Source organism: Pseudomonas graminis, from assembly GCF_001705435.1.
In the GTDB taxonomy this organism is placed as follows: domain Bacteria; phylum Pseudomonadota; class Gammaproteobacteria; order Pseudomonadales; family Pseudomonadaceae; genus Aquipseudomonas; species Aquipseudomonas graminis_B.
Genome location: NZ_MDEN01000068.1, coordinates 320,051 through 334,106 on the forward strand (window position 1 = coordinate 320,051; position 14,056 = coordinate 334,106).

General features: G+C 58.8%; 10 protein-coding genes. 8 read left to right on the forward strand and 2 right to left on the reverse strand.

All coding sequences use genetic code 11. The features are described 5' to 3' along the window. Positions 1-4 precede the first annotated feature (4 nt). Positions 5-751 carry a gluconate 2-dehydrogenase subunit 3 family protein gene (locus BBI10_RS21480; protein WP_065991626.1) on the reverse strand — a complete coding sequence of 249 codons (747 nt, stop codon included), beginning with the start codon at positions 749-751 and terminating at the stop codon, positions 5-7. Between the two features lie 524 nt (positions 752-1,275). On the opposite strand from BBI10_RS21480, the gene mrdA reads away from it, so the two are divergent. The 3 genes from mrdA to BBI10_RS21495 all read left to right on the forward strand — a co-directional run bounded on the left by mrdA (position 1,276) and on the right by BBI10_RS21495 (position 6,698). Further along, positions 1,276-3,210, forward strand: a complete 1,935-nt coding sequence (gene mrdA, locus BBI10_RS21485; RefSeq protein WP_065991627.1) for a penicillin-binding protein 2 — start codon at positions 1,276-1,278, stop codon at positions 3,208-3,210. A 135-nt stretch (positions 3,211-3,345) separates the two neighbouring features. Continuing rightward, positions 3,346-5,067 carry a ubiquinone-dependent pyruvate dehydrogenase gene (poxB, locus tag BBI10_RS21490; RefSeq protein WP_065991628.1) on the forward strand — a complete coding sequence of 574 codons (1,722 nt, stop codon included), beginning with the start codon at positions 3,346-3,348 and terminating at the stop codon, positions 5,065-5,067. Positions 5,068-5,378: 311 nt separating this feature from the next. After that, positions 5,379-6,698, forward strand: a complete 1,320-nt coding sequence (locus tag BBI10_RS21495; protein ID WP_065991629.1) for a hypothetical protein — start codon at positions 5,379-5,381, stop codon at positions 6,696-6,698. A 223-nt stretch (positions 6,699-6,921) separates the two neighbouring features. On the opposite strand, the gene BBI10_RS28385 is transcribed toward BBI10_RS21495, so the two are convergent. Then, the gene (locus tag BBI10_RS28385; protein WP_347876474.1) at positions 6,922-7,125 is read right to left on the reverse strand and encodes a 2Fe-2S iron-sulfur cluster-binding protein; all 204 of its coding nucleotides are present in this window, start codon (positions 7,123-7,125) and stop codon (positions 6,922-6,924) included. Between the two features lie 279 nt (positions 7,126-7,404). Between BBI10_RS28385 and BBI10_RS21500 the strand changes: the two genes are divergently transcribed. From BBI10_RS21500 to BBI10_RS21520, 5 genes are all read left to right on the forward strand, one after another. Next, complete coding sequence (locus tag BBI10_RS21500) at positions 7,405-8,772, forward strand: hypothetical protein (protein ID WP_065991630.1); 1,368 nt, start codon at positions 7,405-7,407, stop codon at positions 8,770-8,772. Positions 8,773-9,560: 788 nt separating this feature from the next. Continuing rightward, a complete protein-coding gene (locus BBI10_RS21505; RefSeq protein ID WP_065991631.1) occupies positions 9,561-10,412 on the forward strand; it encodes a MurR/RpiR family transcriptional regulator in 852 nt (283 codons plus the stop codon). A gap of 178 nt (positions 10,413-10,590) precedes the next feature. Then, positions 10,591-11,145: a D-alanyl-D-alanine dipeptidase gene (gene ddpX / locus BBI10_RS21510; RefSeq protein ID WP_244160409.1), complete on the forward strand. Its 555-nt coding sequence runs from the start codon at positions 10,591-10,593 to the stop codon at positions 11,143-11,145. Positions 11,146-11,359: 214 nt separating this feature from the next. After that, positions 11,360-12,916, forward strand: a complete 1,557-nt coding sequence (locus tag BBI10_RS21515) for an ABC transporter substrate-binding protein (protein ID WP_065991632.1) — start codon at positions 11,360-11,362, stop codon at positions 12,914-12,916. A 123-nt stretch (positions 12,917-13,039) separates the two neighbouring features. After that, complete coding sequence (locus BBI10_RS21520; protein ID WP_065991633.1) at positions 13,040-14,056, forward strand: ABC transporter permease; 1,017 nt, start codon at positions 13,040-13,042, stop codon at positions 14,054-14,056.

Genomic DNA, 14,056 nt, shown 5'->3' on the forward strand with positions numbered 1-14,056 from the left:
CGAATTAACCCTTCTTGGTCCAGGCGGAACTGCCGATGATGGAGAGCGGCACCAGATTGAGCTTCTGGTTGTGCAGGCCGATGTACTCGCGGTAGTCGTAGCGGGCACCGGGGAAACCGATCATTTTCCACGACACCATGTCGCGGTTGCCGCCGTAGACCGGGTCGGCGAAGAAGCCTTCCATGGTGTTGCCGAGCACCTGCTGGAAGAACAATTTGGCGTCGATGCCGTCCAGCGTGATCTCGGCCTTGTCCAGACCGGTCAGGACCTTGTCCTGCTGTTCGGCGTTAAGCGCGCTGAAGCTTTTCTGAAACTGCTTCTGGCAGTAGCCTTCCAGGCCGGCGAGGCCAAGACGGTAGCGCTGGCGCGGCACCAGTTCCGACTGGTCACCCTGCATCGGCGTGCCCTGAACGAAGGGGCCCTGCATGTACAGACGGCTGAAGGTGCCGTACTCGCCGGCCAGTTGGCGGTCGATGAACACCGCGCAACCGGCGTCCTTGCCGCTGACGCTGAGGTCATCGGCGGGGATCAGTCGGGCGACAATGGCTTCCACCGCGAGGGCTTCGGCGTCGGTGAAGAATTGCCAGCCGGGGGTGTCGTAGTGCATCGGTCCGTTGTGGTCGAAGGGCACCCACTGCGGCACACCGACGACGGTGGCGGCCTGGGCCGTGGCAGCAGCACCGACGGCCAGCGTCGTGGCTGAACCTTTCAGCAACTGGCGGCGGGTGAGGCCTTTGGATTGTTCTGTCATTCAGGGCTCCTGCAAAACCACGCCCCCACAGGCCATTGGGGAATGGTCCGTGCCGGGGCTGTGCTCTGCGTTCTTTATCACGGGTATTGCCGCGCATACGATGTGCACGGCAAGTGGCTCTTGGCGGGGTGTGACATTGGGTCTCTGGCACGCCTGCGCGCGAATGGCGCACGCTAAGCGGGGAAATGCCGTAACTGATCCGCATCTTTTCACGCCAGCTGCCATGATAGATGTGTTACGCCGTGTTGCGGCTGATGAAATCGGTAAATGACTCTTACCGATTGCGTAACAGTCGATCTGCAATCGGGTAACAATGGGTCAGATCAGGGGGGCGTGTCCTCCCGCCGAAGCAGCCCACGGGTACAGCCGTTCAGGGCTGACGTCGGCACCAACCTGACAGAATCTTCATCAAGCCAAGTCCTTTGCCAGGGCCACTTCTTGGTATCGTGCACGCCATTTGCGTCCCGCCTGTCCCTGCGGGTTGCTGACTGTGCCGTTTATATATTCACCGAGTAGCTGCAGAAATGCCCGATCCAATACCTTTAAAAGACCACGAGAAGGAAACCCGGCTGGTCAACAAACGCTTGATCGCCTGCGCCGTTTTCGTGGCCATGCTCAGCGTCGCGCTGGTGTGCCGCATGTACTTCCTGCAAGTCACCGAATTCGCCTACCACTCGACCATCTCCGAAAACAACCGCGTCCACGTGCTGCCGATTCCGCCGGAACGCGGACTGATCTTCGACCGTAACGGCGTGATCCTCGCCGACAACCGCCCCAGCTTCAACCTGACCATGACCCGCGAGCGCGCAGGCGACTGGCATGCGGTGATCGACGAACTGATGCAGATCCTCAACCTGCCCGACGAGGACCGGATCATCTTCGACAAGGCGATGAAGAACTCGCCGCACCGCTTTGTGCCGGTGACGCTGCTCTATGAGCTGACCGAAGAGCAGATCGCCCTGTTGGCCGTCAATCAGTTCCGCCTGCCGGGGCTGGACGTCGAGGCGCAGTTCGTTCGCCACTACCCGCTGGCGGAGCATTTCGCGCACTCCATCGGCTACGTCGGGCGGATCAACGAGAAAGAGGCGACCCAGCTCGATCAGGTGGAATACCGCGGCACCCAGTCCATCGGCAAGACCGGCGTCGAGCGCTTCTACGAAAGCGAGCTGCACGGCCATGTCGGCTACGAAGAAGTGGAAACCAACGCCCAGGGTCGGGTGTTGCGGGTGCTCAAGCACACCGATCCAGTGGCCGGCAAAAACATCACCCTGAGCCTGGACATCAAGCTGCAGGAGGCGGCGGAACACGCGCTGGGGGATCGTCGCGGTTCGGTGGTGGCGATCGATCCGGCCACTGGCGAAGTGCTGGCGATGGTCAGCAAGCCGAGTTTCGACCCGAACCTCTTCGTCACCGGGATCAGCTTCAAGGAGTATTCGGCGCTGCGGGATTCGGTCGACCGGCCGCTGTTCAACCGCGTGCTGCGCGGCCTGTACGCCCCGGGTTCGACGATCAAACCGGAAGTGGCGATCGCCGGCCTGGACAGCGGGGTCATCACGCCATCGACCCGGGTCTTCGATCCGGGTTACTTCCAGCTGCCGGACTTCGATCACAAATACCGCAACTGGAACCACAGCGGCGATGGCTGGGTGGATTTGAACGCGGCAATCATGCGCTCCAACGACACCTATTTTTACGACCTGGCGCACAAGCTGGGCATCGACCGCATGCACGATTACCTGACCATGTTCGGCATCGGCCAGAAGGTCTCCCTCGACATGTTCGAAGAATCGGCGGGCCTCATGCCCTCCAAAGAATGGAAGCGCATCACCCGGCGTCAGGCCTGGTTCCCGGGCGAAACCGTGATCCTCGGCATCGGCCAGGGCTACATGCAGGTGACGCCGCTGCAGTTGGCCCAGGCGACCACGCTGATCGCCAGCAAAGGTATCTGGCACCGTCCGCACCTGGCCAGGGAAATCGGCGGTTCGCCGCCGGTGGACGAGCACCCGATGCCAAACATCGTCCTGCGTGATCCCCACGAGTGGGATCAGGTCAACAATGGCATGCAAGCGGTCATGCACGACCCGCGCGGCATTGCCCGTGCGGCGGCGCAAGGTGCGCAATACCGCATCGCCGGCAAAAGCGGTACCGCGCAAGTGGTGGCGATCAAGCAGGGCGAACGCTACAACCGCAACAAAACCCTGGAACGGCACCGGGACAACGCGTTGTTCGTCGGTTTTGCGCCGGCCGCCAATCCGAAGATTGTCGTGGCGGTGATGATCGAGAACGGCGAGGCGGGCGGTCGTGTGGCCGGTCCCGTGGTGCGGGAAATTCTGGATGCCTGGTTGCTGGATCCGGACGGCCACCTGAAGCAGCAATACGCCACGCCAAGCGCAACGCCGGTCAATCCGAAAGTGCAGATCGCCGCGCCGAGCAAAGCGGCGGCCCCGCCGCCGGTGTGAGAACCGGCGCTTGCGCGCGGGGGCGTTTCCCCAAGATGCACTGAACTGTGCCCGGCGTGACAGGTCGATTTGAGACCACGCGTGAGGTCTGTTCCGGCCTCGCGCGCTCATTCGACTCGACAAGGAACTTGCCCCATGTCCAGCAGAACCATCGCCGACTACCTCGCCCAAACCCTCGCCGCAGCCGGCGTCTCGAAGATCTGGGGCGTCAGCGGCGACAGCCTGAACGGCCTGACCGACAGCCTCCAGCGCCTGGGCAAGATCAAGTGGATGCACACCCGTCACGAAGAAGTCGCGGCCTTCGCGGCAGGGGCGGAAGCAGCCTCCACCGGCAAGCTGGCGGTGTGCGCGGGCAGTTGCGGCCCGGGCAACCTGCACTTGATCAACGGCCTGTATGACTGCCACCGCAGCGGTGTGCCGGTCCTCGCCATTGCGGCGCAGATTCCGTCCTCCGAGATCGGCCTGAATTACTTCCAGGAAACCCACCCCACCGACCTGTTCAAGGAGTGCAGCCACTTCGTTGAAACCGTCAGCACCCCCGAGCAGTTCCCTCGGGTGCTGGAGCGGGCCATGCGCGCGGCCATCAGCCAGCGCGGCGTGGCGGTGATTGTCATCTCCGGCGACGTCGCCCTGAGCGCGGCCCCGGATATCAAACCCGTGTGGGTCGATCACGCGCCTGCGCGGATCATCCCGGCAGAAGCTGATCTGCAACGCCTCGTGGACATGCTGGACACGTCCAAAGCCGTGACCATTCTCGCCGGTGCCGGCTGTGCCGAGGCCCACGATCAGGTGGTTGCGCTGGCCGAGAAGCTCTCCGCGCCAGTGGTTCACGCCCTGCGCGGCAAGCAGTACATCGAATACGCCAACCCCTTCGACGTGGGCATGACCGGCTTGATCGGCTTCGGCTCCGGCTACCACGCGATGATGGCCTGCGACACGCTGGTGATCCTCGGCAGCAGCTTGCCGTACCGCAATTTCTACCCGGAAAAAGCCAAGGTCATTCAGATCGACATCGACCCGACCGCCATTGGTCGTCGCGTGCCGGTCGCCCTCGGTCTGGCGGGGGACATCGGTGAAACCCTCGATGCCGTGTTGCCCCGCCTCAAGGCCCACACGGACCGCAAGTTCCTCGACAAGGCACTGGATCACTACGCCAAGTCCCGCGAAGAACTCGACGAACTGGCCACGCCGTCGGGCCACGGCGAGCCGATTCACCCGCAATACCTGACGCGCCTGGTTGACGCCTACGCCGACCCGGACGCGATTTTCACCGTCGACGTCGGCACACCGACGCTGTGGGCCGCGCGCTACCTGACCATGAACGGCAAGCGCTCTCTGCTGGGTTCGTTCAACCACGGCTCCATGGCCAACGCGATGCCCCAGGCATTGGGTGCGAAAGCCGCATTTCCGCAGCGGCAAGTGGTGGCGCTGTGCGGCGACGGCGGCTTGTCGATGCTGATGGGCGACCTGCTGTCGATCCGCCAACTGAATTTGCCGATCAAGCTGGTGGTGTTTAACAACAGCTCGCTGGGCTTCGTGGCGATGGAAATGCAGGCCGGCGGTTACGTGCCCCATGACACCGATTTCGACAGCACCAACTTCGCCAACATCGCCATCGGTGCAGGCATTCTGGGGATTCGCGTGGAGGATTCGGCTGACCTGCCGAACGCGCTCAAGAAAGCCTTCGAGCATCCAGGGCCTGTGGTGGTGGATGTCGTGACCGCGAAGCAGGAACTGGGCATGCCGCCAAAAATCAAGCTGGCCCAGGCGAAAGGCTTCAGCCTCTTCATGCTCAAGGCTGTAATGAACGGTAAAGCGGACATGGTGCTGGAGTTGGCGAAGACCAATTTGCGTTGAGCACCTGCGGGTCGAGTGGGCGCTGTGTGCAATGCACAGCGCCTGTTTTTCAACCCGGGACAATGCGGGTAGAGCAATCGCTTAACACTCAAACACTATCGGGTGCCGGTTTCATATAACCCGTATTTCGCTTTTTATATTTATTCGAAATCAGATCAGTTCCAAATAGTTCTATCCGCACGCAACGCTTTGTTAGTAAGGGAATTATGAGCGCGCCTCGACATTCGTCGAATCTTGCTTATTTTTTTGGCACAGCCTTCGCTTGCCTATACTGAGCAATCCGGAGTTTAGTTCAGCAAGGATGAGTGATCATGGACAAAAACAAACGCAACGGTATTAAGGGTTCCAACGTGGAATCAATGGCTGGGGATCAGGACCCTGTTTTCGGTATCGACGGACAAGTACTGGGTCGAAGGGCGCGCGTATTTACCGAACTTGGGGCAGGAACAGATCAGAAGTTCTACCTGATCACCAACGGAGAACACCGCACGCCTTCACCTTTTCCAAGTTCCATCTCCCGCCACTTAGCCAACGGGAAACCTGATCCCGACTTTAATAATGGAGAAACGTTGATTCTGCCGGGGTTGACGGATCAGCCGGGTCTTGTGGGCGGGGATATACGGATCCAGGGACTGGTTTTCGATCAGCGCGGCGCAGTGATGTGTGTCGGTGATACGACGCTGGAAGTGCGAGAGCTTAATTATCATTACCCCGCAGCAATCCGGCTGACGTCGTCCGGGGCCCTGGATGTTGACTTCGGGGATAGAGGGCGAGTCGTTTATCCCACCGGTCAGCCTTCCAAGAACGCCCCTGAGGTTCCTCCTTTTCCTTTCACTTCGATTCGGCGGAGTCAACAACAAGAGAACAAAGACATTTTGTTCGTGTCTCAGATCCTCGACTATGACACTCAAATGCGGTCGTGTTATTTGGTAAAGACTAAGCAGAATGGGTTGCCCGATGATCAGTTTGGCGATGACGGTCTTCTTCTGATTGGCTCGGACGCCGATGGCCCTATCTGGAACGACTATGGTGTGGACGGGGGCGGTAATCTCTTGCTGATTGGCGAGAGCGCTGCAGGCGCTCAAGCTTATGGGGTGATAGCCAAGTACACGACAGAGGGCGTCCTTGACTCAAACTACGGATCCGGGGGAATACAGAAGATCCAAGGTGGAGAGGAGGCCCCTTATCTTGTTCGGGTTCACGTCATGGCAGACGGTAGCGTGACGATGCTTGTGGCCGTATCCAGGCAAAACATCACTGCCTTGGCCTTGATGAAGCGTCTGGAAAATGGAGCGCCGGACACTTCATTTAATAATGGAGAGCCGCGGATTCTTGATACGGTGTTTGCCACCAGCGGACGCTGGCCGGAAATGCATATCGATGACAAGGGGCGCTACCTCCTCGCCTACTATTCGCAGGAAAACGGCTGCGAACTTAAAAGATTCACACCTGACGGCATTCCGGATATCAGCTTCGGCTCGAATGGCACAGCCGGGTATCCAGATCTCTTGGCTTTGAACAATACGGCCATTCACAGGGGGGCCGACCTGCTCGCGAAAATCTACCGGAAACAAGGCGACGGGAATTTTTACGTCGTTCGTTACCTTGGCGAAAGCGTGCCAGGGCAATGATGTATCAAAGCTTCAGTCTGTTCACGCTCAAGGCCTTCATGACGGCAAAGGGGGACATGGTGCTGGAATTGGCGAAGAACAACCTGCGCTGATCTCATGTAGGGCCGGCTTCAGCTGGGAAGGCGTCAGTGGATACACCGCAAAAGTCAGGGTGTTCACACAGGCCTCCTCCCGGGTAAAGCCGGTCCTGCTCAGATCGGGTATGTTGTCTGTAGGGGAGGCTTTAAGCTATCTCAAACTCGCTGGGACTCTGCACGCACTTCATAGGGCATGCGACGCATAGCAATACATAATTGGCTGACAGTTGGTTGGGTGTTAAATAACTCTGATCAGATTGGTCTACAGATCCTTGTATTATTTTTCCGGCGCATGATAGACAAGCGCCAGTTCGGCAGGCGTATGCGGGTCGAGTGGGCGCTGTGTGCAATGCACAGCGCCTGTAGATCAGCCGGCGTGCTTGTTGCGAGCAGTGGTACGTTGCAGGATAAAAGGGAATAGTACGGTGATTCTTATTTCGGTTATTTATAAGTCTATAGATTTTTTGGAAGTAAGCTCAATTGCGAATCATACTATTAATTTCCAAGCTAATGTATTTAAAGGGATTTTCTAATTCGCAATAAATCAGGTGGGTTTCATCCTATTTGAACGTGATCGGACCAGGCGCTAGGCTCTGGAAACCGCAAACACATTCAAAGGATGAAACGTCATGGGTAATGACAGTCGCAACGGAAGGACCTCTCCTGCCAACGCCGCGCATGTTGCTGGGGATCAGGATCTACAATTCGGCGGCAGTGGCTATGTCAGATATGTTCGTGATCCGTTTATCACTGATCCAACCACGGATACTGATCAAAGGATCTATGTCATCACTTACGGGACGAGTGGCAGTAACCCAAGTGTGATAGTTGGCCGGCTGCCGACTGGCGCTGTTGATCCTGCTTTTGGGAACTTGGCCCTTCCATTCGTCGATGACAGTCTAAGAGCCGTTATGGATGTTCAGGGGTTGATTTTTAATAACGACGGCAAAATTACCTGTGTTGGCATCACAGACGTTACTACCGAATCCGGTAGATATTTTTACCCTGCCGCAGTCCGTATTGAGACTTCAGGCACCCCTGCCGCAATTGATGAGGGTTTCGGGAATAAAGGGCGGATGATTTACGAGGTCGACTTGTCTAAAGACGCTGCCAGCTGCGGCGTTGATTTATCTCACCCTGACGACTCGCGGGCGCCACACATTCAAGCTGTTTCCCATGGATTCGGCTCTATCCGGCGGACTGTACAGTCAAGTGGAGACATACTTTTCTGTTGCCGTCTTTTCAACTCCAACACCCAGGTTGAATCCTACCACCTGGTAAAAATTGGTGAGAACGGCGACCCCGTGACCTCGTTTGGGACAAACGGCGTCTTGACGATACCTGCGGGAAGTCCAGAACGCGGGCTGCAATGGTTAGACTATGGAATCGATAGTAATAGGAGCATCACGCTTGCTGGCAGGGGGCAGGTTTCCAATGCTACAGAGGGGGTCCTGGCTCGATATACCTCGGACGGTAAACTCGATTCCGGCTTCGGCAATAGCGGTGAGCAGATCATCAAGATCGAAGGGGCCAATGTTTATATTAAACAAGTCACGGTCCTGGATGACGGCGAAGCTATCCTCTTGCTTGCTGTGGATTACCTACAATCGCAGGGACGCATGGAATTTGCTGTCATGAAGCTGGACAAGAACGGGAAGGAGGACGCAAGTTTCAATGGTGGTGAAGCACTTTTGTTGAGTGAGATGGGCGGCATTTCAGATGCGTTTGTGTTCATGGAGTTGGATAACCAAGAACGAATCATCGTGGCTGGACAGGATGCGGTATCGGAGCAGCATGCACGCATGACGCGGATAATGCCTGATGGGACTCTGGACAGCGAGTTTGGTATTAACGGCTCCAGAACTTATGACAATCTTAATGGGTTCCGCAAGCTGGGGATTCAAAGAGGCACGGATATACTCGCGGTTGCTCAGGATCCGAACACGCTTCCCACCGAAGTTTTGCTCTTCAGGTTTTTCGGGGAAGCAGGCAGTTAAAACCCTCCAGCCTCTCGGGCGGGTGGAGAACTGGACCCCTACTTCGTTTTTAGCGGTCCAGTCCCTTTGGGAGTATTCACCGACCCAAATCCGGATGCCGGTCAACGATTTTACGTGGTCGGTCAAGGGGATCTACCTAGAAAGAATATCGATCAAGGGGAACAAAGTGTTGAGAGGAAACGGAGTGAAAGAAAAGGGGCGGGCAGTAGCTTCTTCCTGTCGAGGATCCCAAGCTATGACGACCGACCTGAGTTTTTATCGGCGAGCTATCTTGTCAAAATAACGTCGGGCGGATTACCGCATACGGGGTTTCACGGCAGCGGCTTTCTTAAGGTGGATACGAAAGCCATAGGTAGCAACCGGAGTACATCTGGCTGATAGTCTGATATTCAAAGATGAAAAGTCGTCCAGAGGAGGACGGTAAAAACACGCTGGTGCTTACGACGGTCTCCGTGGATCGGCTAGATATTCGCCCTGCGCGGTTTCCGTCGGAGCCGGTGGTCAAGTTTGGGGCTCAAGTCTGCAGATGGTTCCCTTGAAGTGGTCATTCCGCAGACCATTGCGCTCCCGTAAGGTCATCCTGTATCAGTGAATATCGCCCACAAAAAGGGCATTTCCTCTCTCGTCCGCACCACCCTGAATCACCAAAATCCCCTGCCTGAAATCTCTTGAAAAAATCGTTGTAAGGCCGTGAGACAGGATGTTAAGTTGCTAACATCCTGTTGCAAAATGACCGCCGGATAACATTATCCCGGTCCGTGCAACCCGGCTCCATCATCGGAATTCCCATGGAAAAGCGTCCCTTCCTCGATGCACTGGAACAACGGTTTAGCGATTTGACGCCGACGGGCAAGCGCATCGCCGGCTACCTGTTGGCCAACCCGCAGAAGCTGCCGTTCGAGACCGCTGACAGCATCGCCCAGCAGACCGGCACCACCGGTATTTCGGTGGGGCGGTTCCTGCGCTCCCTGGGCTACCGTAACATTGACGACGTCAAACAGAGCCTGCGCGGCGACACCGCCAGTCCTTGGGTGATCACTGATCGGCTCGGCGCGTTTCGTGAAGAAAACACCCAGGGTGATGCACTGGAACGTTCGATGAACCGTGAGCTGGAAGCGATCCAGCGGGTCTATGCCCTGGCCCGTGGCGAAACCTTCGCCCGGATCGTTGAACGGCTGCACAGCGCCGACGCGGTGTTTATCGTCGGCATTCAGACCACCCGCGGCATCCTCAACGCGTTTTTCAGTCACCTGGAGTACATCCGGCCCAAGGTGTATTACGTCGACGGTTTGTCCGGCACCTATGCCGAATCGCTGAACTCGCAATTCGAAAATCCCTACGCCGTGATCGCCGACTTCCGCACCTATTCCGCTGTTACGCGGACCTTCTGCGAAGTCGCCCATCAGCAGACCGTCGGACTGGCCTTCATCACCGATTTTCACTGCCCGTGGGCGCGGGATTTCCCGAGCGACCTGCTGCAGCTCGACGCCGACGTGGGGCAATTCTGGGATTCCCTGGCGCCGCTGACGTGCCTGTTTAATTTGATGGTGTCGGCGGTAGCCGAGCGCTATGGCGATCGCCTCGACCAGAGGCTGGCGAAGAACCGTGAGCTGCAACAACTGTTTGGCCAGTTCGAATAAACCGGATTGCCCGGTTGAAGCCGGTTTCACAAGGGCAACAGCTTCCCGGCTAAAGCCGGTCCTACGGGAGGCAGCCGGGCCCGATGCATGACTCGCTTTTAGTAGGACCGGCTTCAGCCGGGAAGCTCTACCCCCTCAATACATGATGAATGAAGAAGCTGATCTGGAGTGTCGTTACGTGAATAGCCCCCTCGTCGAAGTCGACGCCCACGCGCTGCAGGTCGAGGTCGACTTGATCTACGCCGGCGTCGACAACCTCGCCGGCAAGCAGATTTACCAGGACCCGCGCTGCCTGTTGCACCGCGACGCCGAGCGTTGTCTGCGCAAGGCCAGCACCCTGGCGCGCCAGGCCGGTTTGCGCCTGCGCCTCTTCGATGCTTATCGCCCGGCTTACGCGCAGTACCTGCTCTGGCAGGCGCTGCCCAACCCGGAATACGTCCGTGACCCTACGCTGGGTTCCCACCACACCCGTGGCGTGGCGGTGGACCTGACCCTGATCGACGCCAGCGGGCAGGCCCTCGACATGGGCACCGGTTTCGATGACATGCGCGAGCAGTCCCATCAGTTTTTCGCTGATCTGCCCGCCAACGTTCAGCGCAATCGTCTGCTCCTGCTGGGGATCATGCTGGCCGCAGGATTCACCTACATCGACAGCGAGTGGTGGCATTACGAACTGCCCGACGCCGAGGACTACCCGCTGATCGACGACGGCTCGATCCAGCCCGCTGACTGACCACGCAGCACGCAAAGCACGACAAGATATAAAACAAGACACACGAACACACGACCGGGACGACCACGAATCCCGGCTGAATCTGGCGCCACCCGACCTCGCAAGAGCAGGGCGTGCCATTTCCCAGGCCTGAGGCCTGTGAGCTTTAACTGCCCGGTATAGCTTCAATAACAACCCTGACGAACTTCCCTACATCGACGATCAAGGAACCGGCATGAAATCAATCTTCACCCCTAGCACCCTGGCGATGGCACTCCTCTGCACCGCCATGGGCCTCGGCGCCTGGCAATCGGCCAGCGCAGCCGTGCCCCAGGACACCCTGATGATCGGCAAACCGTCCGACCCGCAAACCCTCGACCCGGCCGTGACCATCGACAACAACGACTGGACCGTGACCTACCCGGCGTACCAGCGGCTGGTCACCTACAAGGTCGAAAACGGCAAGGGCAGCACCGAAGTCGCGGGGGAGCTGGCCAGCAGCTGGACCACCTCGGCAGACAGCCTGACCTGGGAATTCAAGCTCAAGCCCGGCAACACATTCGATGACGGCGCCGAGGTCAACGCCGAGGCGGTGAAGTTCTCCTTCGACCGGGTGATGAAGCTCAAGCAAGGCCCGTCCGGTGCGTTTCCCGATGACATGGCGGTGTCGGTGGTTGATCCGCTGACCGTGCGCTTCACCCTGAAAGCACCGTACGCGCCGTTCCTCTCGACGCTGGCCCACAACGGCGCGGCGATCATCAACCCGGACGTGGCGAAGAAAGCCGAAGGCGCCGACGCCTACCTGTCGAACCACACCGCAGGTTCCGGTGCGTTCAAGCTGGTCAACTGGCAGAAAGGCCAGGCCCTGACCATGGAGCAGAACAGCTACTACGCCGGCCCCAAACCGACCCTGAAGAAAGTTGTGGTGAAGATCATCAGCGAGGCCTCGGTGCGTCGGCTGCAGCTGGAACACGGCGACCTGGACATCATCGAAGACATGCCCGAAGACCAGCTCGAAGCGCTGGCGAAGAAATCCGGCATTGTCGTCGGCGACTACCCGTCGCTGCGGGTGACGCTGCTGTACCTCAACACCCAGAAAGCGCCGATGAACAACCCCGATGCGCGGCGCGCGATCGTCGAATCTCTGGATTACGACGGCATCATCAACGGCATCCTGAAAGGCAAGGCCAAGCCGCTCAATGGCCCGATCCCCCAGGGCATGTGGGCGTATGACGAGAAGCTGCCGGCGTTCAAGCAGGACATGGACAAGGCCAAGGCGGACCTGGCGAAAGTGTCACCCAAGGTCAGCAACCTGACATTCATGTACTCCGACAAAGACCCGAACTGGGAGCCCATCGGCCTGACCCTTCAAGCCGGCCTGCAACCCCTGGGCGTGAACCTCAAGCTGGAGAAGCTCGCCAACGCCAGCATGCGCGAGCGCCTGGGCACCGGGGACTTCGACATCGCCATCGGTTCGTGGAGCCCGGACTTCGCCGACCCCTACATGTTCATGAACTTCTTCTTCGACTCGAAGCTGAAAGGCCTGGCCGGCAACCGTTCGTTCTATGACAACCCGGCCGTGGACAAACTGATCCGCGAATCGGCGAGCACCAATGACATGGCCAAGCGCACCGAGCTGTATCAGCAGGCGCAGAAGATCGTGCTCAACGACAGCGTCTACGCCTACCTCTACCAGAAGGCCTACACCTTGCCGATGAGCGAAAAGGTCAAGGGCTACGTGTTCAACCCGATGCTGGAACAGGTGTTCAACGTCGGCACGATCACCAAGTAAGCGCTGCATCCCGTCAATCGCTGTGACTCACAGGGCCCTGCAAGTGAGGCAGGGGCCTGTGAAGCAGCGCTGTGTCCGCGAGCAGTTTCGCGTTATTGATCGACTGCGTGACTGAGGTGCCCCATGGCCTTCCTGAATATGCTGCGCAAACGCCTGGGCGGCCTGCTGCTGGTGGTGTTCGGCGTTTCCCTGATTACCTTTTCCATCTCGCACCTGATTCCGGGCGACCCCGCGCGACTGATCGCCGGCGACCGCGCCACCGACGCCATCGTCGACAACATCCGCCACCAGTTGGGGCTGGACCTGCCGCTGTATCAACAATACGGCCGCTACATGCTCGACCTGCTGCACGGCGACCTGGGCACGTCGATTCGCACCCATCGCCCGGTGCTGGAAGACTTGCAGGCGTTCTTTCCGGCAACCCTGGAACTGGCGCTGGCGGCGCTGACCTTGTCGATTCTGGTGGGCGTGCCGTTGGGCGTGCTCTCGGCGGTGTACCACAACCGCTTTATCGATCAGGTCGCACGCACCCTGGCGGTGACCGGGATTTCGACCCCGGCGTTCTGGCTCGGGCTGGGCCTGATTGTGCTGTTTTACGGCCACCTCAACTGGCTGCCGGGCAGCGGGCGGCTTGACGAGGGGCTGGACCCGCCCCGCACCATCACCGGCTTTTACCTGATCGATTCGCTGCTGGCGGGCGACACCGGGCTGTTCTTCAACGCCCTGCAGCACCTGATTCTGCCGACCATCACCCTCGGTTTCGTCAACCTCGGCGTGGTGGCGCGGCAGATCCGTTCGGCGATGCTCGACCAGCTCGGCGAAGACTACATCCGTACCGCGCGCGCCTACGGCCTGTCGAAATGGGCGGTAATTCTGCGTCACGCCTTGCCCAACGCGCTGATTCCCTCGGTCACCGTTCTGGGCCTGACCCTGGGCGATCTGCTCTACGGCGCGGTGCTCACCGAAACCGTGTTCGCCTGGCCGGGCATGGGCGCTTACGTGGTCAAGTCGATCCAGTCGCTGGATTTCCCGGCGGTGATGGGTTTCGCGATCATGGTTTCTTTCATTTATGTGCTGCTGAACATGGCGATCGATCTGCTGTACCGCCTGATCGATCCGCGCATTGGCGAGGTCAACTGA